Below are 20,398 nucleotides of genomic sequence, written 5' to 3' on the forward strand. Positions count from 1 at the left end.
CGGCAGCCCCCACACGCCCACCGACGGGATTGCCGATCACCACCAACAACGAAGATCAACAACCCCGCTAGCAAGCACCCACCGGCGGATCCGGGCATAGCGGCACAAAGTACGCACGGGCCGGAGGCGGTACTCGGTGAAGGCAACCGCTAATAACAGCGGTTCGTAGGAGACTGGAAGCGTGGCGGACAAGGGGCGAAGGCGCGGCGAGTTGCGGATCTACCTCGGTGCGGCGCCCGGGGTCGGCAAGACGTACGCGATGCTCAACGAGGCGCAGCGGCGCATGGAGCGCGGCACCGACGTGGTCGTCGGTTTCGTGGAGGACCACGGCCGCGCCAAGACCGCCGCGCTGCTCGACGGCCTGGAGGTCCTGCCGCGGCGGCGGGTCAGCCACCGCGGTGTCGAACTCACCGAGATGGACCTCGACGCGCTGCTGGCCCGGAAGCCGGAGGTCGCCATCGTCGACGAACTCGCGCACACCAACGTTCCCGGCTCCCGCAACGAGAAACGCTGGCAGGACATCGACGAACTCCTCGACGCCGGGATCAACGTGCTGTCCACGGTCAACGTGCAACACCTGGAGACCCTCAACGACGTGGTGGAGACGATCACCGGCGTCCGGCAGCAGGAAACCGTGCCGGACGAAGTGGTGCGCCGCGCCGAGCAGATTGAACTCGCCGACATCACCCCGGAAGCGCTGCGCCGCCGCATGGCGCACGGCAACGTCTACGCGGCGGACCGGGTGGATGCCGCGCTGGGCAACTACTTCCGCACCGGCAACCTGACGGCGCTGCGCGAGCTCGCACTGCTGTGGCTGGCCGACCAGGTCGACGTGGCGCTGCGCCGCTACCGCGCGGAGAAGAAGATCACCGACACCTGGGAGGCCCGCGAACGCGTCGTGGTCGCCGTCACCGGTGGCCGCGAGAGCGAGACGCTGATCCGCAGGGCCCGCCGGATCGCGGCTCGCGCGGGCGCGGAACTCCAGGTGGTGCACGTGCTGCGCGGCGACGGGCTCGCCGGGGCGTCGCCGACCGGCATCGCGCGCGCCCGCAAGCTCGCCGATGCCGTGGGCGCCAGCTTCCACAGCGTCGTCGGCGACGACGTGCCCGAGGCGCTGCTGGAATTCGCCCGGGCGGCCGACGCCACGCAGCTGGTGATCGGCACCTCCCGGCGGTCCCGCTGGGCGCGGCTGTTCGACGAGGGCATCGGCGCCGCCACGGTGCAGAAGTCCGGGCCGATCGACGTGCACATGGTCACCCACGCCGAGGCAGGTGGGCGGCGATTCCTCCGGAAGATCACCAGGAATCCGCTGTCGTCGGCCCGCCAGCTGTGGGGCTGGGCGCTGTCGGTGCTGGTGCCCAGCGCGGTCACCGCGGTGGCCTACTTCTTCGGCGATGTCGCGCTGTCCACTGACGTCGTCGGCTACTTCCTGGCCACCGTCATCGTCGCGCTGGTCGGCGGGATGGCCCCGGCGATAGTCGCCGCACTGCTCTCCGGCGGGCTGCTGAACTTCTTCCTGACGCCGCCGCTGTACACGCTGACCGTGTCCGAGCCGCAGAACCTGGTGACGCTGGTCGCCATGATGATCGTCGGCATGCTGGTGGCGATCATGGTCGACCGGGCCGCGCGGCTGGCGGAGCAGGCCACCAACGCCCGCACCGAAGCCGCGCTGCTCACGTCCTACGCCCGCACCGTGCTCACCCACCCCGATCCGCTGGCGCGGCTGCTGGAGAAGGTGGTGGAGAACTTCGGCCTCACCTCGGCGGCGCTGCTGGAACGCACCAAGGACGGCTGGCACGTGGCGGCCTCCACCGGGGCGCTGCCCTGCACCAGACCCGAGCAGTCCGATGTGGACATCGAGGTCAACCCGGACGTCCACCTGGTGCTGAAGCGCCCCGGCAACAGGCCGCTGCCGGCCGCGGAGCGCACCGTCCTGGAAGGCGCGGCCGGGCAGGCGCTGGTCGCGCTGCGCCAGCAGCGGATGGCCGCGGAAGCGCAGGAAGCCCAGCGGCGAGCGGACGCCACCCAGCTGCGCACCGCGCTGCTGTCGGCGGTCGGCCACGACCTGCGCACCCCGCTGGCGTCCATCAAGGCCTCGGTGAGCAGCCTCCGCGCCGCCGACCTGCAGCTGTCCGAAGAGGACACCGCCGACCTGCTCGCCGGCGTCGAGGAATCCTCGGACCGGCTGACCGGGCTGGTGGACAACCTGCTGGATTCCTCCCGGCTGGCGACCGGGGCGATCGCCCCGAGGCTTCGCCCGGTGAGCTACGACGAGGTCGTCGCGGGCGCGCTGGCCGTGCTGGACGGGCGGCAGCACATCGACGTCGACATCGACGAGAGCCTGCCTCCGGTGCTCGCCGACGTCGGGCTGCTGGAGCGCGTGGTGGCCAACGTGGTGCAGAACGCGCTGAAGTACGGGCGAACGAACGGCGACCGGATCAGGGTGCGGGCGAGCGAGCACGCGGCGCGGGTCGAGCTGCGCGTGGTCGACCACGGGCCGGGGCTGCCCGAAGACGCGGCCGAGTCCGCGTTCGCGCCGTTCGAGCGGCTGGGCGAGCACGGCGAGCGCGGCGACACCGGGGTGGCCGGGGTCGGGCTCGGCCTGAGCGTGGCGCAGGGTTTCATGACGGCGATGCACGGCACGATCCGAGCCGAGGACACCCCCGGCGGCGGGTTGACGATCGTGCTCTCACTCCCGGTGGTCGCCGCTGACGGACAGGGGAAACGATGACGAGGGTCCTGGTTGTCGACGACGAGCCGCAGCTGCTGCGCGCCTTGCGGATCAACCTGACCGCGCGCGGCTACGAGGTGCTGACGGCCACGGACGGGTCGTCCGCGCTGCGCGCGGCCATCGACGGCAAACCCGATGTGGTGATCCTCGACCTCGGCCTTCCGGACATGGACGGCAACGAGGTGATCGCGGGGCTGCGCGGCTGGACGACGGTGCCGATCATCGTGCTGTCCGCGCGCACGGACTCCACGGACAAGGTGCACGCCCTGGACGCCGGGGCGGACGACTACGTGACGAAACCCTTCGGCATGGACGAGCTGCTGGCGCGCCTGCGCGCGGCGGTCCGGCGCGCCAGCACCAGCGAGGCGGCCGACGAACCGGTGGTGGAGACCGCGACGTTCACGGTGGACCTGTCGGCGAAGAAGGTGCTGCGCGAAGGCATCGAGGTGCACCTGACGCCGACCGAGTGGGGCATGCTGGAGGTCCTGGCCCGGAACCGGGGCCGCCTGGTGGGCCAGAAGCAGCTCCTCAAGGAGGTCTGGGGACCCCAGTACGCGAACGAAACCCACTACCTCCGCGTGTACCTGGCCCAACTCCGCCGGAAGCTGGAACTGGACCCGAGCCACCCCCGCCACCTGATCACCGAAGCGGGCATGGGCTACCGCTTCGAACCGTGACCTCCGGACCTCAGGCGCGGAAACAAGCCTGAGGTCCGATCACCAACCTCGCTCGATGGAGCTAGGCGCCGACGGTCTGGCTGTGGTACTTCATCTGCTCGTCGGAGCGGACGACCTTGTTGGAGTCGTGCATCGACGGCGCGAGCAGGTCCACGGTCTCGACGACGCCCCGCCCAGGAACTTCGATCACGCCCCGATCTCCGGGGAAGTACCGGGGATCGAGGGCGTTCGGGGACCAGACGTCGTAGCGGCACCCCTGGGTGAGCAGCATGATCCAGTTCGGTTCCAGGTGGTTGAGCCGAACCATGAACAGCGCGTAGAACAGGTTCGCGCTCTTCTCCGTGTAGGTGTTGGCGCCCACGGTCACCCACACCTGCACGTCGTCGCCGATCACCTGCCAGGTCACCCGCGCGTCCAGCGCGCCTGGCTCGCCGGTCTCGGGATGCTTGGCCCACACCCGGACCAACCGGGACACCGGAGCTCCCCCCTGCGGTGTCGGTTGCATGTTTCCTCCTCTTGGACGTTGGTCAGAGCCTGCTGCGAAGCAGGTTTTCACGTTCGACGAGCCGCGATAGCTCGCTGCGGATCTCAGCCGCCCTCGCGGGCGGTGGCCCCTGGTCCAGGGCTTGGGAGAGCTTTTCCTTGACCCCTTCGATGGACCGCAGTTCTTGCAGAAGATCGGCCTCGGTGCGAGGTAGCGGCTCGGATGGCGGTTCTGGGCGTTGTGGCGCCTCCGGCTCGTGCGGATGGGGATCCGGCGCGTCGTGCGGATCGGGCCGGTGGCCGTCGTCCATCCAGCTGTCGGGCATGTCGTCGTCCCAGTCCGGCCTCGGGCGGCCCGGCGTGTCCGTGCCGGGGCTGTACGACGGTTCCGGCGGTGGTTCGGGTTGGCTGCCCTGCGGGCCGAAGGGCTTGCCGTCGTCCGGGGTGTACCCGTCGTACGGGCTCGGCGGTGCGTCGCGGAAGGGGCGGTCCATGGGGAGCGAGTCGTAGTCGCCCCACGGGGTCGTGGGCGTTTCCGGGGCGTGGCGGGCGGTGTTGCCGAGACGATCCGCCGTTCTTCCCACGTCGGTGGCTTTGCCCAGGTCACCGAGGCCGTCGCCGATCTTGCCTGCGATCTTGGTGGCCCTGGTGGCCACGCCGGCGCCGCCGAAGGCCGAGGCGACCGCGTCCGGGGCCATCGAGCCGAGAGCCTTCGCCGGGTTCTGCTTCCAGCCGTCCACGTCGACGATGGTTTTGGCCGCCTGGTAGGGGTTCTCGACCACGGACATGATCGTGGTCGAGGCGGCCTTGTCGAACGCGGCCTTGCCTTCGGGGTCGATGCCCCACATGCCGGGCTGGCTGTAGAGGAATGCCTCCCCGAGGCCCCACAGGCCCGTGCCCACGCCCACGACGCCCTCGACGGCGCCCGCGCCGAAGTCGTAGAGCAGATCCCCCGCTCCTTGGAAACCGTCGACGAGGTTCGCGCCGATCTGCGCGAGTTTGCTCGGCTTCGCCGGCGCGGCCTGGACCGCTTCCAGGACGATCCGGGTGGCCCGCTCGTCCGCCGCCTGCACGGCAGCCTTGGCCGCGGCGATCTGGGCCTCGGCCCGGGCCCGAACCTCGGCGTTGGGATCGGCGAACGCGCTCGGCGCGACGTCCGAACTCCCGGATTCGTACGCCTTGACCGCCGCGTTGTGCTGCTTCGCCGCGGCCAGGGACGCCTCGTTCGCGCGGTCGAGTTCCTCCTTGGCGCGCGCGGCCTTCTCCTTCTCCTCGGCGAGGACCTTCTGGTAGTCGAGAACGGCCTTGCCCGCGTCGCCGAAAGCGTCGGCCGCCGCCAACCACTCCGCCGGGGCCTTGTCGAGGTAGCTCTCCCGGAAGGCGTCGCCCGCCTGGCCGGTCCAGCCGCCGGAGTCGATCGACTTGATGCCCTGACCGGCGCGGTCGAACGCGCCGCCGAGCTTGGTCAGGTGTTCGCCGACTTCGGCGACCGTAGCCGGATCGCCCGGGATGACGTCCTGCGCGACCACCCCGGCCATCTGGCCGAGCTTGTGCAGCTCGTGCCCGGCCTCCGCGACGTCCTGATCGAAGGTGGTGCTGTTGCTGACCATCAGCCCTCTCGCAACGTCTCGACGAGCTTCTGCTGCGCCTCGGCATCCATCTGCTGGTAGGCGGCGCGTGCCTCGCCGAGCGCGTCCACGGCGGCGTTGCCGTCTTCGACCAGGTACCGGATGCCGAATTCCCAGGCGTCGCCGAAAGCCAGCAGCGCGGCGCCGAGCGAGCCGGGCCCGACGTGCGGGGCCGAGTCCAGCATCTTCTCGCGCACGCCCATGCCCTGCGCCCCAGCGGCTGCGAATCCCCACCCGGCCATCTCGCCGAGCTCGGCCACGGCGTCCCGGATGCCCGATTCGGCGCTCTCCAGGGCGCCCACGTTTACGGTGAAACCGTTGTGCGCCATCACCTTCCGCTTTCAGTCAGTGCGATTTCGTCGGGCACGAGCCCGCGAACCGGCGCGAGCGCGGTGCCGTGCTCGCTGCCCGGATCGAGGACCAGTCCGGTGCCCCTGGGCAGCGCGGGAAGGCACTGGTCGATGAGCTCGGCGCCGGTCAGCTCGCCGTAGCGCACGGTGTCGGCGCCGCGGCCGGCGGCGCGGTAGAACTCGGCCATCCGGCTCAGCGAGGTGAACACCCCGAGCCAGGACAGCTCGCCGTCGCGCCCGGTCGGCAGCGCGAACCCACCGTCCTCATCGGACACCGCTACGTAGAGCACCGTGCCGCGCAAGGCGGCGGCGAGCTGCGCGATGGTCGCCTGGTCGGTGCGGAACAGGCGCAGGGCGTCGAGCAGCTCGGCGGCAGGTTCCGGCTCCGGCTCGTCGAAGATCGAACCGGTCAGCCGAAGTACGCCCTGGCTGGGAAAACCCGTGCCCGGACGGCATTGTGCAAGCGTCATGGAGCCACGCCTCCCCAGCGCGGATCATGGAATCAACGGGGCGGAACAGTACCCAAGCGGACAGGTGCCGAGTGCCCATTTGATCACTACGTACCGTGTCGAGAAGATCACGGTCCGGGTTGCGCCGTTCGGCGGTAAGTGGTCGTGAGTACTTCGGATCGCCATGGCGGACCAAAGCACTCACGACCGGTGACGCGCCTGGTCAGCGGGCCGCGAGGTCGGCCTCGACCTGGGCGATGGCCTCGTCGAAGGCGCGCCGGAACGCCGCTACCTCCCACGGGTGCAGGCGGAACGACTCGGTGTCGTCCGGCCCGCACACCTCCAGCTCGCCCGCCCCGACGCCGATCGAGCACACCGCGAGCTCCCCGCGCGAATCCCGGCACCGCAACAACCACTCCCGCTGCGGCCGCGACTCCTGGACCGGAGACTCCTCAGCGCTGCTGGCCATCTCAACCTCCCGATGTTGAATCCGGTGGACACTAGAAATAATCGGTTGCGTGCATTTCTTCTCTCAAGTACACGATTCAGTGATGGATCATCGGAGGTCACGGCGATACCGTTTTCCATCGATGCAAGGAGGTTTCAGTGGCGCGTCGTGCAGGCCCTTCGGTTCGCTCTCGACGGTTGGCGCAGGTGCTGCGCAAGCAGCGCATCGCTGCGGGGCTGACTGCGGCTGAGCTCGCGAGGGCGACCGGAATGTCGGCGAGCAAGGTCAGTCGTTTCGAGAGCGGAGAGAGTGGGATCTACCTGGACGACCTGGAGAAATTGCTCGACTTCTACCGGTTGCCGAAGAAGCGTCGCGTTGAGCTGATGGATATCGCTCGGCACGCGGAAGAACGCGGCTGGCTGAGGATCAGGAACGCCAACCTCCCCGCCGACTCCCAGACGTGGACAGACTTCGAGGATGAAGCGAGCGGCATTCTCGACTACGAACCGTTCGGGTTGCCTGGCCTGCTGCAGACGCCTGAGTACGCCCGGACGATCATCGGAGCCACAGGTGGTGAGCTGCTGGATGGCGAAGTCGATGCTCTGGTTGCGAACCGAACCGTTCGGCAAGGGCTGCTGACCAGGAAAGATCCAGTTCGCTTGCATGCGATCATTGAGGAATCGGTTCTGGCGCGGCGTTTCGGTGAGGACGGCGCTTGGGAACGACAGATCCGGCACTTGATCGACTCGACATCGCGCCCCAATGTGACGCTCCAAGTGCTTGGCAGTGACGTTGGTCTCCATCCTGGTTTGAACGGGCCGTTCATTGTTCTCGTCTACGACGCCGAGCCGAGCTTGGTTTGGCTTGAGAACCGGATTTCAAGCCTGGTCTTGGACGAGGATGAGCAGATCGACGTCTTCGCAGGAATCTGGGATGAGCTTGCAAAACTTGCTATGACGCCAGCTCGGTCCGTTGAGCGATTGGGCGAGCTACTTGACTGAGCTCCGCCTCTGTTAGAAGGCTTTGCGGAGTGCGATCATGACCTCATGGCCAACTACGACTTCTCGCGTGTGACCTGGCGGAAGTCCAGCCGTAGCTCTACGACCGCCAACTGCGTCGAGATCGCCAGGCGAGACGCTGTTGTCGGGGTTCGGGACTCGAAGGATCCAGGTGGCGGTGTGCTGGTCTTTTCCGCCGCTCGGTGGGCCGACTTCGTCGATGGGCTCATGCGGATCCGCGCATAGGGGCGTTGGGTTGGTGTGAAGTTTCCGAGAGTTGGTGCGGGGCGGGAAGTCGCGCTGCTAGGGTCGGCCTTCGACCGGGTGATCAGACGCCGCGACCTGGGGGTTTCCCGCGATGACGACGCCAGCACCACCTCCGCCGCCGGTTCCGGGGGGCGCCGGTCAGACCATCACCGTCAACAAGGACAACGTCCTCGAAGTGCGCAAGGTCATCCTCGCGGCGGCCGAGGACGCGCAGTTCAAGCTGTTCAGCCTCGCGCACAACTTGGCTGTCAACGCTCCGGCCGACGACGAGATCAGCTCGACCTCCGCAGCGGTTTGGTCGGCGAACCTGCTGGGAAATCCGGACTCTCACTACGCGCGCCTCATGCAGTACGTGGACAACGTCTTTGAACTGGGAAGGCAACTCGAAGAAGCCGCCAAGCAGTACGGCTTCACCGACGATGAGATCGCTGCGTCCTTCCAGCTGCAGCAGAACCAGGTGTGAGGGGAGTCCCGTGCGGTTGCGCTTCGGGCATGGCTTGATCGGGCTGGCCGCTGTTTTCGCGCTTGCCGGGTGCACCGTGAATGGCCCGGATCCGGAGCCGCCGAGCTCGGCTCCGACTTCGGAGGCCGCGTCATCTTCTTCGCTGGACCTTCCGCAACGCCCGAAAGAGCTCGCGATCGCGGGCAAGCAGGACGCGGAGATCTGCACCTGGCTGTCTCCCGGGCAGAAGGCACCGCTCCAGGTGGGTGGTGGTCGCCCAGTGGTCAAGAACGGAAACAACTACAACGGGTGTTCTTTCGCCGGAGCCGCAGGCAAGGTCAACTTCGGGATCTCGCTCCGGGTGGTGCCCGAGGGTTTGGACGCCTTCGCGCCGAAGATCGCAGCCGTGAAGGCGAAGACCGCGAAGACGTATGAGGTCAACGGTTTCGGCGCAGTGCAAGCGCAGGTTCCGGGCGCTGAGAGCCTCGGTTGTGCGGTGTTCGTCGACGCAGCCGGAGGGCAGACGCTCTACGTCGACCTGAGCCTCACCACTCCCGGCGGCATGAACAACGACCAGATGTGCGAGCGGGCGAAGCAGGCCGCCGAGGCGGCCGTGACGACCTTGCAGGGTAGCTAGGGGGAGTCGTGACCAGCATCGATCCGATCCGGGACATCCGGTTCGAGGGGATGGACATCCCCCAGCTCCAAGAATGGATCACCCAGATCAAGCAGGGGCGCGGCGCGGAGTCGATGCAGGGCGCGGTGCGCGCGCTGGACGAGTGCGTGCAGGTGGTCGTCGATCTCGACGAGACGCTGCGGCGCGAGCTCGGCAAGCTGCAGATCGCGTGGGAGGGCAACGCCGGGAGCCTCGCGGCGGCGGCGACCCAGCAGCAGTCCGTCTTCATGGCCGACGCCCCGGATCCGCTGAAGGCGTCCGCGGACAGCGTCGACGCGCAGGGCCGGGGCTACGAGTCCGCCCGCAACGGGCTGCCGAACAACGACGAGCTCAAGCACAAGCAGTCGGAGAACGCGCTCGAATGGGCCGGCGGTGCCTTCGGCTACGAGAGCGACTACGACGAAGAAGCCAAGAACATCGAGGGCCAGAAGCAGGCCGCGCAGGCCGCGCTCAGCTCGTACCGCAACACCTCGGTCAGCCAGGCCGATTCGTACCAGCCGCTGCCCGAGATGCCGCCCGCCACGGTGTCCGCGCAGTCGGCGTCCGGGACGAGCATGCCGAGCGTCGGCGTGGGTTCGGTCGGCGGCGGCTACTACGGCGGCGGCTCGGCGGTCGACGGGGGCACGCCCGGTGTCGTGGGCGGCGGGAACGTCGGTAGCGGCAACATCGGCGGCGGAATCAAGCGCGGCGACGGCGTGGGTGCGCAGGATCCTGGTGACCGCAGCGGCACGGGTCGGCACCCGGACGAGCGCGAGACCGGCGGCGAGGCGGACCAGACGCCGGAGGCCGCCGCGACGAGCAGCGGCATCAACCCCGGCACGGTGCTGGGCATCGCCGCAGGTGGTGCGGCGGTCGCGGGTATCGGTGCCTACGCCGCGAGCAGGATGCTCGGCGGCCGGGGCCCGGCCGCGGCATCGGCCGGCGGTGGCTCGGCTTCCGGGCTGAGCCGAGGCGGTTCGTCCGGCATCGGCGGCGGTCCCGGCGACACGATGGCCGGGCGCTCCGCGGGCAACACGCCGGGCAGCCGCCCGGCGGCCGGTTCGATGATGGGACCGGCGGCGACCCGCGGCGAGAAGCGCAGCGAAGACGCGGAGCACGAGAACAAGTACGTCGCCGACGAAACCCCGTTCGACGACGAACGACTGGTCGCGCCGCCGGTGCTCGGGCACTTCGAGCCCGACGACGAAGCCGACGACGAATCCCCGGACGACGAGCCGAAGAAGCGGGACTGACGTTGCGCCCTGGAGCAGAAGCCGATCCGATCGTGCTGTCCGCATTGGAATTCGATGTGGTCTGCGAGGCGGAGAAGCTCACCGAGCGTCGGCACATCATCCTCAACGTGCCGAGCCCGGGAGCGACCTACTCGGAGCGCGCGCAGCTCGTCGCGGACGTGTGGGCCGGGCTCCGCGAGCGCCGCCTGGCGGAGCCCCACCGCGACCGGGTCGACGTCGACTTCGCGGACCTGCTGGGCCTGCTGGACCGGCCGCAGCGCAGCATCGACGTGCGGATCTGGGCGGACCGGTCGATTCGCGCCCTGGCGTCGGCGAACGGCGGCATGGGCCTGCTGACCATTGTGGACGGCGACATCGTCGAGCTGACCCCGATCCGGGCGAGCTCGCTGGTGGAGGCGGCGGTGTCGGTGGCGGGCGACGTGCCACCGGGACCGGGACGAGCGGTGAGCCTGCCCAACGAGGTCCTCCGCGAAGCCAGCGACTACGCGGGCCCGAACAACCCGCTGCTGCTCACCGATGAACTCCGGGCCCTGGGCATCGCCCCGGACGACGCGGCGGACGTGGCGAACATGGCGGACGGAATGGGAATCCGGGGCCAGTTCGGCGTGGAGGTCTGCCCGAACCGAGGCGGCAGGCCGGAGCGGGCGAACCGGGTGGTGGGGTTCCACGACACGGACAAGGGCCGCTACAGCCACGTGGTCCGCCCCAGCGGAGACGGCCGCCGCTGGAGCACGATAGCCCCTGCGGACAACGCGAGGATCGCGGAGTACGCCCGAGAACTCCTCGCCGAGGTCTGGGACGACTGAGAAAACCGGCTCGCCGATCGGGCACGGGCGGGAACCATCGGCGGCTTGGAACCGTCGTACCCAAGAACGGGAGGTACTGCGGGATGAGTTTTGGTCGGCATCAACCCGACGACTGGGAATACGACGACACCGATTGGCTGGCTCAGGCCGAACCGACCCGGGCATCGACGGCCGTCGACACCGTGGTGGGGCAGGACCCGTCCGGCGTCGTCTCCGTCAGCTCGACATTCGACGCCGAGGTCGTGTCGGTGGCGCTGGCGGACAACTGGCGACAGGTCGTCGACCCCCGGCAACTGCACGTCTGCGTCGTCGCGGCCGCGAACGCGGCAACGATGCTGGCGCTGGGCAAGAAGCTGGAGTCGGCGGACCTCGAAGGGACCGATCAACCCCAAGCCGCACCCGGTTACGACGATTCGCCGCTGAGCTCGCAGGACATCACCAGGCTGCTCGACGAGGTCACGGCGGATCTGAACGCTTTCACGCAACAGCTCACCGCCATCGCCGACCAGACCGTCACCGCGGAAAGCCCCGGCCGCAACGTCAGCGGCACGGCCCAGCGAGGTCAGATCCTGCAACTGTCGCTCGACCCGAACTGGGCCTCCGCGGCGCGGAACTCGGAGATCGAGACCGAGCTCGCATCGTTGCTCGCAACGCTGCAGAGCAAGTCGACGCCGACGGATCTGGCGGGCGGGCCGCGCAGTCGCGCGATCGACGAGTTGAACGATTTGGCGTCCAATCCGCAGCTGCTTCTCCGGCGACTCGGGCTCGGTTCCTGACCGGTCGATGTCGTCGCACGCATGGAGGTGAAAAACGATGACCAGTGCTGGAATCGGCGTGGCGTTGGAGGCTATGCGCTCCGACGCCAAGACCTGGGACACGGCCGCCGGGGACCTCGACGGCCCGCTGAACACGATCGGAACGTTGCAGATCGACCCGGCCTCCTTTTCGATGTGGGCGGTCGACCGGGGGGTCGACACGACCTATGACGAGGCGCGAAGCGCGCTGGAGGACATGCTGAAGCAGGCTGCCGACTACTTCCGCGAGATCAGCTCGGACCTGACCGAAGCGGCCGCGCAGTACGAGCGCGACGACGAGCAGGGCAAGCACGGAATCCAGAACGCGTACTGAAGCCGGGGATGGCAATGACGAACACCCTCGTCGCGCAGGCAAGCGACAAGTCCAACGACCTCAACGAGAAGATCCAGGACTTCTTCAACAAGGTCAACGACCTGATGAGCTGGGTGCCGGACTTCCTCTCGCACCTCATCGAGCCCATCAAGCAGGGCATGCAGGCGCTGGCCCAGAAGGTCCAGGAGTTCTGGGACCGGATCACCCAGCTCTTCGAGCAGCCCGGCGACTCGGACAAGCTGCGGGAAACCAGCGACAAGTGGGCCACCGAGGTCGGCGACAAGGCCGGGGAGATCGCCGGCGACATCAACCTGCAGAAGCTGAAGGCCAACGTCGAGTGGACCGGCAAGGCGGCCGAGGCTTACAAGGCGCTGGTTCCGGCGCAGGGCGACGGGCTTTCGTCGGTCAAGCTGATGGCGATGCAGATCCGCAATTCGCTGAACAGCCTGGCGAACGCGCTGGATGCGTTCTGGCTCGCGATCGGCGTCGCCCTGGGCGTGTTCGTCGTCGGTGCCGTGGGCGCGATCGCGGCGGCCTGCACCGTCGTGGGCATCCCGGCGGCGATCGGCGCGATCGCGACCGCGGCGGGCGTGTCCATCGGGTTGGTGACGACCGCGATCATGTCGATGAACAGCTTCACCACCACCATCGAGACCGAGCAGACCGCGATCAAGCAGAAGATCACCGACCTCGGCGACAAGTGGTCGCGCTCGGACCAGGACCTGTCCGACGGGAGTGTGAGCGACGGCGACGGATCGGACTGGAAGGTCACCCAGTGACCGTCCACCGGCCGTACTGGGAGCACGTCCCCGTGCCGGACGACGTCGCGCGCAGGATCAGATCAGGCGCGGTGCGGTTCGGTGCGGGTTCGCTGGTGCTCAGCTTGGTGGCGGGGATCGCGATCCTCGTGCTGGGGTTCGGCCTGCCGACCGCGCACCACCCGATTTCCGGCATCGCCGTCATGCTCGGCGGTATCTCGGCGTTCTTCCACTTCTTCTCCAGCATCACGGTCATTTCCGGGCGGTCCTACGTCAAGAACGGTCAGCTCAACAAGACGGCTGCCGGTAAGGCATGCCGGCTGCTGGCGGTCTTCTGGGGCGGGACCATCGCGACGTCGCTGGGCAGCTGCGGCCTGCTGGCCATGGTCATTCGCTCGTCCGGACGCTCGTCGGTCCTCCCGGAGGTGCAGTACACGCCGGCGATCATCGGCTACCTGCTGCTCCTGCTGGTGCCATGCGTGCTGTCCGCGGTCAACTTCTTCATCGGCCGCCACCTGCTGCGCCCCGCCGCGTAGCACCGGGCACCGGCGCAGGAGATCGCTCGGGAATTTGCCGCGGCCGCGGGTTCGGGCCCGCGTAGCCTGGGCGACGGCTGTGCGGAGGTGCGAGTTGGTCGGGTATTCGGAGTTGGTCGAGCGGGCTCGGGCGCTGGCCGGCAGCGGGCAGCGGCGGATCCTGGGGATCGCCGGGGCTCCCGCGGCCGGGAAGGGGTTCGTCGCCCGGCGGGTCGTCCGGGAGCTCGGCGGTTCCGCCGTTCTCGTGCCGATGGACGGTTTCCACCTGGCCAACTGCCAGCTGCGGCGGCTCGGGCGGGCCGACCGGAAAGGCGCTCCCGACACCTTCGACGCCGCCGGGTACGTCGCGCTGCTCCGGCGGATCCGGGAAGGCGGGCCCGGCGCCGTATACGCGCCCGAGTTCCACCGGGAGATCGAGGAGTCCTACGCCGGGGCCATCGCCGTCGATCCCGATGTGCCGCTGGTGATCACCGAGGGCAATTACCTGCTGCTGGATTCGCCGCCGTGGTCGGCGGTCCGGGAACTGCTCGACGAGGCGTGGTTCCTCGCGCCCGATGACGATGTCCGGGTGCGGCGGCTCATCGATCGGCACATCGGTTACGGGCGGACTCCCGAGGAGGCCGAGGAATGGGTGCACCGCAGCGATGAGCGCAATGCCGCCATCATCTCGGCCAGTCGGGACCGGGCCGATCTGGTCGTCGTCGGCGACCCCGAATGATTTCCTGAATTGCATCTGAATAAGTTTCAGAAATGCGGTACGATGTTGTCTACCGGCCTGCGGGGCGAGCTGGACGGCTCGTCGCCAATGTGCGGGAGATCTGCTGGGCAACTCGCTGACCTGCAAGAACATTGATCATTGACCGCTGGTCAATCGGTTAATTCGTTCGCTCATTGTTGGCCGGAAAACCTGCCGGAATGCTGGCTATGTTGGTTCCAGTCCGATTCCGGACGGCATTTCGAAAACCCGAGGAGAGGCGATTTCGCTCGGCGGAGAAGCCGAATCGCGAAACTCCCGGGTGAACGGTCTCAGCGAGGAGTGAACAATCATGACCAGCAAGCTGGCTCGCGTTTTCGCAATCGGCGCTTCGGGTGCTGTGCTGTTGGGCGGGATGCTCGTCGTCGCGCCGGTCGCTTCTGCGAGTGCGCAGGGATGCACGGGCACCAATCTGCGCACCGATCCGGCTCTCTTGTGCACCACCGTCGACGGTGAGAGCGCGACCCGTGCGCTGGTGTTCTGACCGCCACCCGGCATTTACTAGCACGATTCCGTGACGATGGGTGCACGGGTGGGCGCGCAGCGTCAGTGCTCGGCGAGTTCCGCCCGCACGTCGTCGGGGATCCGGCCGGTGTGGTCGATGGGCGTCCACGGCTCGCTGCGGATCCACTGGGAGCCGCAGCCGCGGCAGGCCAGCAGCGGAAACCCGTTGAGCTCCTTGGGCGTCCGATGCCACGAGCACAGCGACCGGCAGGCGTGGACGGCCAGCGTCACGCGTCTTCCCCGGACGTTTCCCATTCGGTGGTGTCCGTCGGCACCGGGTCCTCGGTGGGGGTCGTCGTCGGGGTGGTCGGCTTGCTCGTCGTCGGCAGCTCGGTGGGGGGCGTCGTCGGTCGCGTCGGCGGCGAGGGCTGCTCCGGCGGCGGCGGAACCGGGAAGTCACCGGGGTTTTCGGTGCTCGTCAGCGTGGTCGACGACGTGGTCCAGCTGGCGGTCGTGGACGTCTCCGAGGTAGCGCTGCTGCTCAGCGTCGGCGGGGGCAGCAGCGGCGGCGTGGTCCACGTCTCCGCCGGCCGCGACGTGGCGGTCGGCTTCAGGGTGAAGTCCGGCGTCGCCTCGTCGTGCTGCTGCGCGCCGGCGACCATCGCGGCGGTCGTCGCGAAGACGGTGGCCACCGCGATGCCGGACGCGGCCAGCATCACCAGCTGCTTCGGCCGGGCATCCGGGTCTTCCGGCAACATCGGGTCCATTGCGTGCCCCACTCGTCGGGCGGCCTGCGCCGGGTGCCCCGAAACCCCAGGCTCCCAGCCGAATCGGGCGGATCATACCGGCAGCCCGAGCAAGCGCGGTCGTGGATGCGAGCCAACACCGCGCGTGCGGCGGCCGTGCGGCATCATGCCGGGCGTGACCGATTCGCAACAGGCACGACTGACCGCTTGGGTGCACGGGCGGGTGCAGGGCGTGGGTTTCCGCTGGTGGACGCGTTCCCGGGCGCTGGAGCTCGGCCTGGTGGGCAGCGCGACCAACCGGCCGGGGAGCCGGGTCGAGGTGGTCGCCGAAGGGTCCCGCGAGGCCTGCGCGAAGCTCCTGGCGGCGCTGCGCTCCGGCGAAACCCCGGGGCACGTCGACCACGTCGCCGAGCAGTGGTCCGAGCCCAAGGGCGGGCTGACCGGTTTCGTCGAGCGCTAGCAGGAGTTTCGCCTGGTCCGAAGCCGTGCGCGCGTTGTGTCGCTATAACAACCAAAAGTGCGCACGGGTCCGGGCGCGCCGGGCGTTGATCTCCAAGTGCCCGGTGCGCGGGGAAAATCGCCGCAACCAGCGGTTCTGCGCAGTCGCGAGTGGCCGCAGCGGTAGGCTTCACCGGATGTGACCGCCGGTGAACCGGACGAAACACGGGAAGGTCGATCGCAGCCGTGCACCTTAAGAGCCTGACGCTGAAGGGGTTCAAGTCCTTCGCCTCGGCCACCACGCTGCGCTTCGAACCCGGCATCACCTGCGTCGTCGGCCCCAACGGCTCGGGCAAGTCCAACGTGCTCGACGCGCTGCGCTGGGTGATGGGCGAGCAGGGCGCCAAGGACCTGCGCGGCGGCAAGATGGAGGACGTGATCTTCGCGGGCACCGCGGGCCGCGCCCCGCTGGGCCGTGCCGAGGTCACGCTGACCATCGACAACTCCGACGGCGCGCTGCCGATCGAGTACACCGAGGTCTCCATCACCCGCCGGATGTTCCGCGACGGCGCCAGCGAGTACGAGATCAACGGCAACACGTGCCGGCTGATGGACGTGCAGGAACTGCTATCGGACTCCGGCATCGGCCGCGAGATGCACGTCATCGTCGGGCAGGGCCAGCTGGCCAGCATCCTGCAGGCCAAGCCGGATGAGAACCGCAGGCTCATCGAAGAGGCCGCGGGCGTGCTCAAACACCGCAAGCGCAAAGAGAAGGCGCTGCGCAAGCTCGACGCGATGCAGGCCAACCTGACCCGGTTGACCGACCTGACCAGCGAGCTGCGCCGCCAGCTCAAACCGCTCGGCAAGCAGGCCGAGATCGCCCGCAAGGCGGCGACCGTGCAGGCCGACCTGCGGGACTCCCGGCTGCGCCTCATCGCCGACGACCTGATCACCGCGCGCGCCGACCTGGCCCGCGACGAAGCGGACCAGGAAACCGCGCGCGCCAAGCGCACCGAGGTCGAGCGCGCCCTGCAGTTCGCGCAGTCCGAGGAGAAGACCCTCGAAGAGCAGGTCGCCGCGGACGCGCCGAGGCTGACTCGCGCGCAGGAGACCTGGTACCGGCTGTCGGCGCTGGAGGAGCGGCTGCACGGCACGCTGCGGCTGGCCGCCGAGCGCCACCGGCATCTGACGGCGCAGACCGAGGAGCACCGCCCCGGCCGCGACCCGGATCAGCTCGACGCCGAGGCGGAAGAGGCCGCGGAGCAGGAGATCGAGCTCCGCGAGCAGGTCGAAGAGGCCCGCGAGGTGCTCAACGAGGTCGTGCTGCGCCGCTCGGAGCTGGAATCCGCGCTGAAGCAGGCCGAACAGGCGCACCTCGCCGCGGTGCGGGCGATCGCCGACCGCCGCGAGGGCGCTGCCCGGCTGTCCGGTCAGGTCGAATCGCTGCGCAGCAAGGTCAGCGACACGGCCGACGAGATCGAGCGGCTGTCGGATTCGCTGGAAGAAGCCACCGGTCGGGCCGAGGAAGCGGAGCGCGCGCAGGCCGACGCGGAGGAGGAGAGCGGCGGCTACGACTCCGACGACGCCGGACTGCAGGAACGCCGCGAAGGCGCAGCCGAAGCGCGCGATGCGGCGCGCGCCCGCGTCGAGGAGCTCGTGAAGGCCGAGCGGACGGCGGAGCGGGAGATCGCGTCCTGGAAGGCGCGAGTCGAAGCGCTGTCGATGGGCTTGCAGCGCAAGGACGGCGCCGGCGCGCTGATGTCGGCGGGGGACCGGGTGCCGGGCCTGCTCGGCACGGTCGCGGCGCTGCTCAGCGTCGAGCCGGGCGCGGAGGCCGCACTCGCCGCGGCGCTGGGCGCGGTCGCCGACGCCGTCGCCGTTCGCGGTGTCGCGGATGCGGTGACGGCCCTGGAACTGCTCAAGGCGGACGAGGCGGGCCGCGCCGGACTGCTCATCGGTTCCGCCGTGGACGTCGACCGATCGGGCTGGCCGCAGCTGACCGGCTCGGCGCGCTGGGCGGTCGACCTGGTCACCGCGCCCGACGGGCTGCGCGGGGCCGTGGCCACGGCGCTCGACAAGGTCGCGGTCGTCGACGAGCTGACCGACGCCCGGGAACTCGTGCAGCGCCACCCCGAAGTCCGTGCCGTGACGGCGAACGGCGACGTGCTCGGCGTGCACTGGGCGATCGGTGGTTCCGAAGACCGGCAGAGCACCATCGAGGTGCAGGCCGCCGTCGACGAAGCCGAACGCGAACTCGCCGCCGCCGGGCGACGCCTGGAGCAGCACTCAGCGGCGCTTGAAGGCGCGCGAGCCGAAGAAGAAGCGCGGCGCGCCGAAGTGCGGGCCGTGCAGGAGCAGATCAACGACGCCAAGGTGCGGCGAGCCCGCAGCACCGAACGGCTTTCCAGCCTGCAACGCGCCGCCCGCGCCGCCGGCGCCGACGTCGACCGGATCCGGCAGCAGCGGGTGAAGGTCGAGCAAGCCCGCGAACAAGCCCTGGTCAAGCTCGCCGAACTCGAAGAGCGGCTGAGCGTCGCCAAGTCCGAACAGGACGAGGCAGCGGAGCCGGACACCGGCGAACGCGACCGGCTGGGCACCGAGCTCAACGCCGTGCGGCAGCAGGAAATGGACGCCCGCCTCGGACAGCGCACCGCCGAGGAGCGCGCCCGGGCCGTGCAAGGGCGCGCCGACCAGCTGCGCCGCGCAGCGCGCCACGAGCGCGAAGCGCGTGCTCGCGCGGAAGCGGCGCGCAAGGCCCGGGAACGCGCAGCGCGCGTGACCCAGGCCGTGGTCACCGGGGCCGAGACGGCTCTGGAGCGCATCGCGCGATCGCTGAGCGCCGCGACGGAGGAGCGGGACGTCGCGCAGGCGAAGCAGAGCGAGCACGAGCAGGCGCTCGGCGCCTTGCGAGCGCGCGTGCGCGAGCTCAGCGGGGAGCTGGAGAAGCTGACCGATGCGGTGCACCGCGACGAAGTCGTGCGTGCGGAGCAGCGGTTGCGCATCGAGCAGCTGGAAACCAAGATCATCGAGGATTTCGGGATCGGCCTGGACGACCTGGTCGACGAGTACGGGCCCACCGTGGCGATTCCGCCCGGCCCCGCCGAGATCGCCGAGTACGAGGCGGCCAAGGAGCGCGGCGAGGACGTCAGCCCGCCGCCGCCGATGCCGTTCGACCGGGCCACCCAGGAGCGCCGCGCCAAGCGCGCCGAGAAGGACCTCTCCTTGCTGGGCAAGGTGAATCCGCTGGCGCTGGAGGAGTTCGCCGCGTTGGAGGAGCGCTACAAGTTCCTCTCCACCCAGCTGGAAGACCTCAAGGACAGCCGCCGCGACCTGCTCAGCGTGGTCAAGGAGGTCGACGACAAGATCCTGGAGGTGTTCGCGTCCGCCTTCTACGACGTGGCCGCGGAGTTCGAGACCGTCTTCAAGGTCCTGTTCCCCGGCGGCGACGGGCGGCTGACGCTCACCGACCCCGAGGACATGCTGACCACCGGCGTCGAGGTCGAGGCCCGGCCGCCGGGCAAGAAGGTCAAGCGGCTGTCGCTGCTCTCCGGTGGGGAGAAGTCGCTGACCGCGGTGGCCATGCTGGTGTCCATCTTCCGCGCCCGGCCCTCGCCGTTCTACGTGATGGACGAGGTCGAGGCGGCGCTGGACGACACCAACCTGCGGCGCCTGATCACGCTGCTGGACCAGCTCCGCGAGACCTCGCAGCTGATCATCATCACGCACCAGAAGCCGACCATGGAGATCGCCGACGCCCTGTACGGCGTGACGATGCGCGGCGACGGCATCACGCAGGTGATTTCCCAGCGCCTGCGCGGCGATTCCGGCAAACGGCGCAAGGACGACGCACCCGACGCGCCGCCCGAAGGCGACGTCGCCGCGGTGCTGGACGGCTCGGCGGCGCCGGAAAGCGTTGCGGGAGAGCCGGATCCGGCGCCCGAGGATCAGGCCGACGTGCCGAGGGCGTAGCCGACGCCGAAGGCGACGAGCGCCGCCACCAGCGCGAAGCCGAACACCACCGACCAGCCCGGCCGGACCGGCGCCCCGCGGGCCGGCTTCGGATCCCGCGGTGAAATCCACTGCGGCGCAGCACGATTCCACAACTCCGGCCGCCCCAGCTCGGTCCGGCACGCCGCGCACTCCGACAGGTGGGTGCGCACCGTCAGCCATTCGACGTCGCTGAGCACGCCCGCCGAATAGGCGTTGAGCTTCGCCCGCAGATCCGCATGATCCTGCACCGCAGCCCCCATCCGCAGCCTCGGTGATCGCTTGGGTAGATCATCGACCCGTGGCGACTCCCGCTGAAGCCCCGGGGGTCGGGCAATGGTGTCGTCGGCCACCTCGGTTCAACCTCCGGAACGGTATGCGGGACGATGTTTCCGCGGTCCGGCGTCGATCCTCGGGGGC

Annotated in this window: 24 protein-coding genes; 16 read left to right on the top strand and 8 right to left on the bottom strand. The window is 69.3% G+C overall.

The window, feature by feature from the left end; all coding sequences use genetic code 11:
* Nucleotides 1-181: 181 nt before the first annotated feature.
* Both AC07FN_RS29600 and AC07FN_RS29605 read left to right on the top strand, forming a co-directional pair.
* Nucleotides 182-2,731, top strand: a complete 2,550-nt coding sequence (locus AC07FN_RS29600) for a DUF4118 domain-containing protein (RefSeq protein ID WP_478398560.1) — start codon at nucleotides 182-184, stop codon at nucleotides 2,729-2,731.
* Nucleotides 2,728-3,408 carry a response regulator gene (locus tag AC07FN_RS29605; RefSeq protein WP_358575767.1) on the top strand — a complete coding sequence of 227 codons (681 nt, stop codon included), beginning with the start codon at nucleotides 2,728-2,730 and terminating at the stop codon, nucleotides 3,406-3,408. The genes AC07FN_RS29600 and AC07FN_RS29605 overlap by 4 nt, the downstream gene beginning before the upstream one ends.
* Nucleotides 3,409-3,469: 61 nt before the next feature.
* Here AC07FN_RS29605 and AC07FN_RS29610 read toward each other — a convergent pair whose 3' ends face one another.
* From AC07FN_RS29610 to AC07FN_RS29630, 5 genes are all read right to left on the bottom strand, one after another.
* Nucleotides 3,470-3,883, bottom strand: a complete 414-nt coding sequence (locus AC07FN_RS29610; RefSeq protein WP_452616520.1) for a hypothetical protein — start codon at nucleotides 3,881-3,883, stop codon at nucleotides 3,470-3,472.
* Between the two features lie 52 nt (nucleotides 3,884-3,935).
* On the bottom strand, nucleotides 3,936-5,501 hold the full coding sequence (locus AC07FN_RS29615; protein ID WP_478398561.1) for a putative T7SS-secreted protein: 1,566 nt from the start codon (nucleotides 5,499-5,501) through the stop codon (nucleotides 3,936-3,938).
* Complete coding sequence (locus AC07FN_RS29620) at nucleotides 5,501-5,821, bottom strand: hypothetical protein (protein ID WP_478398562.1); 321 nt, start codon at nucleotides 5,819-5,821, stop codon at nucleotides 5,501-5,503. The genes AC07FN_RS29615 and AC07FN_RS29620 overlap by 1 nt, the downstream gene beginning before the upstream one ends.
* Nucleotides 5,822-5,847: 26 nt before the next feature.
* Nucleotides 5,848-6,339, bottom strand: a complete 492-nt coding sequence (locus AC07FN_RS29625) for an SseB family protein (RefSeq protein WP_478398563.1) — start codon at nucleotides 6,337-6,339, stop codon at nucleotides 5,848-5,850.
* A 202-nt stretch (nucleotides 6,340-6,541) separates the two neighbouring features.
* Nucleotides 6,542-6,787 (bottom strand): hypothetical protein, encoded by a 246-nt coding sequence (locus AC07FN_RS29630; protein ID WP_478398564.1) that lies wholly within the window; start codon nucleotides 6,785-6,787, stop codon nucleotides 6,542-6,544.
* Between the two features lie 185 nt (nucleotides 6,788-6,972).
* Here AC07FN_RS29630 and AC07FN_RS29635 point away from each other — a divergent pair, with 185 nt between their 5' ends.
* The 12 genes from AC07FN_RS29635 to AC07FN_RS29690 all read left to right on the top strand — a co-directional run bounded on the left by AC07FN_RS29635 (nucleotide 6,973) and on the right by AC07FN_RS29690 (nucleotide 14,847).
* Entirely contained in the window at nucleotides 6,973-7,767 is a 795-nt protein-coding gene (locus AC07FN_RS29635; RefSeq protein WP_478398618.1) for a helix-turn-helix domain-containing protein, read from the top strand.
* Between the two features lie 45 nt (nucleotides 7,768-7,812).
* Nucleotides 7,813-8,010 (top strand): DUF397 domain-containing protein, encoded by a 198-nt coding sequence (locus AC07FN_RS29640; protein ID WP_478398565.1) that lies wholly within the window; start codon nucleotides 7,813-7,815, stop codon nucleotides 8,008-8,010.
* 112 nt (nucleotides 8,011-8,122) lie between these two features.
* Entirely contained in the window at nucleotides 8,123-8,494 is a 372-nt protein-coding gene (locus AC07FN_RS29645) for a hypothetical protein (RefSeq protein WP_358575768.1), read from the top strand.
* Nucleotides 8,495-8,504: 10 nt separating this feature from the next.
* The gene (locus AC07FN_RS29650) at nucleotides 8,505-9,110 is read left to right on the top strand and encodes a DUF3558 domain-containing protein (protein WP_478398566.1); all 606 of its coding nucleotides are present in this window, start codon (nucleotides 8,505-8,507) and stop codon (nucleotides 9,108-9,110) included.
* An 8-nt stretch (nucleotides 9,111-9,118) separates the two neighbouring features.
* Entirely contained in the window at nucleotides 9,119-10,381 is a 1,263-nt protein-coding gene (locus tag AC07FN_RS29655; protein WP_452616529.1) for a hypothetical protein, read from the top strand.
* Between the two features lie 2 nt (nucleotides 10,382-10,383).
* Entirely contained in the window at nucleotides 10,384-11,187 is an 804-nt protein-coding gene (locus AC07FN_RS29660; protein WP_478398567.1) for an ESX secretion-associated protein EspG, read from the top strand.
* Nucleotides 11,188-11,270: 83 nt separating this feature from the next.
* A complete protein-coding gene (locus AC07FN_RS29665) occupies nucleotides 11,271-11,963 on the top strand; it encodes a hypothetical protein (protein WP_478398568.1) in 693 nt (230 codons plus the stop codon).
* Between the two features lie 37 nt (nucleotides 11,964-12,000).
* Entirely contained in the window at nucleotides 12,001-12,315 is a 315-nt protein-coding gene (locus AC07FN_RS29670) for a type VII secretion target (protein WP_478398569.1), read from the top strand.
* Between the two features lie 14 nt (nucleotides 12,316-12,329).
* Nucleotides 12,330-13,094 carry a hypothetical protein gene (locus tag AC07FN_RS29675; protein ID WP_478398570.1) on the top strand — a complete coding sequence of 255 codons (765 nt, stop codon included), beginning with the start codon at nucleotides 12,330-12,332 and terminating at the stop codon, nucleotides 13,092-13,094.
* Entirely contained in the window at nucleotides 13,091-13,609 is a 519-nt protein-coding gene (locus tag AC07FN_RS29680; RefSeq protein WP_478398571.1) for a hypothetical protein, read from the top strand. Before AC07FN_RS29675 ends, AC07FN_RS29680 begins: the two co-directional genes overlap by 4 nt.
* A 94-nt stretch (nucleotides 13,610-13,703) precedes the next feature.
* Nucleotides 13,704-14,327 carry a nucleoside/nucleotide kinase family protein gene (locus tag AC07FN_RS29685; protein ID WP_478398572.1) on the top strand — a complete coding sequence of 208 codons (624 nt, stop codon included), beginning with the start codon at nucleotides 13,704-13,706 and terminating at the stop codon, nucleotides 14,325-14,327.
* Nucleotides 14,328-14,655: 328 nt separating this feature from the next.
* A complete protein-coding gene (locus AC07FN_RS29690) occupies nucleotides 14,656-14,847 on the top strand; it encodes a hypothetical protein (RefSeq protein ID WP_478398573.1) in 192 nt (63 codons plus the stop codon).
* Nucleotides 14,848-14,909: 62 nt separating this feature from the next.
* On the opposite strand, the gene AC07FN_RS29695 is transcribed toward AC07FN_RS29690, so the two are convergent.
* Complete coding sequence (locus AC07FN_RS29695) at nucleotides 14,910-15,098, bottom strand: hypothetical protein (RefSeq protein ID WP_478398574.1); 189 nt, start codon at nucleotides 15,096-15,098, stop codon at nucleotides 14,910-14,912.
* On the bottom strand, nucleotides 15,095-15,574 hold the full coding sequence (locus AC07FN_RS29700; RefSeq protein ID WP_478398575.1) for a hypothetical protein: 480 nt from the start codon (nucleotides 15,572-15,574) through the stop codon (nucleotides 15,095-15,097). Before AC07FN_RS29700 ends, AC07FN_RS29695 begins: the two co-directional genes overlap by 4 nt.
* A gap of 145 nt (nucleotides 15,575-15,719) precedes the next feature.
* Here AC07FN_RS29700 and AC07FN_RS29705 point away from each other — a divergent pair, with 145 nt between their 5' ends.
* Nucleotides 15,720-16,013 carry an acylphosphatase gene (locus AC07FN_RS29705; protein WP_132484840.1) on the top strand — a complete coding sequence of 98 codons (294 nt, stop codon included), beginning with the start codon at nucleotides 15,720-15,722 and terminating at the stop codon, nucleotides 16,011-16,013.
* Nucleotides 16,014-16,237: 224 nt separating this feature from the next.
* Complete coding sequence (smc, locus tag AC07FN_RS29710) at nucleotides 16,238-19,960, top strand: chromosome segregation protein SMC (RefSeq protein ID WP_478398576.1); 3,723 nt, start codon at nucleotides 16,238-16,240, stop codon at nucleotides 19,958-19,960.
* On the opposite strand, the gene AC07FN_RS29715 is transcribed toward smc, so the two are convergent.
* A complete protein-coding gene (locus tag AC07FN_RS29715; protein WP_452616540.1) occupies nucleotides 19,936-20,229 on the bottom strand; it encodes a zf-HC2 domain-containing protein in 294 nt (97 codons plus the stop codon). The two genes, smc and AC07FN_RS29715, sit on opposite strands and share 25 nt — an antisense overlap.
* Nucleotides 20,230-20,398 lie beyond the last annotated feature (169 nt).

The organism is Saccharopolyspora sp. NPDC045941 (assembly GCF_056431445.1).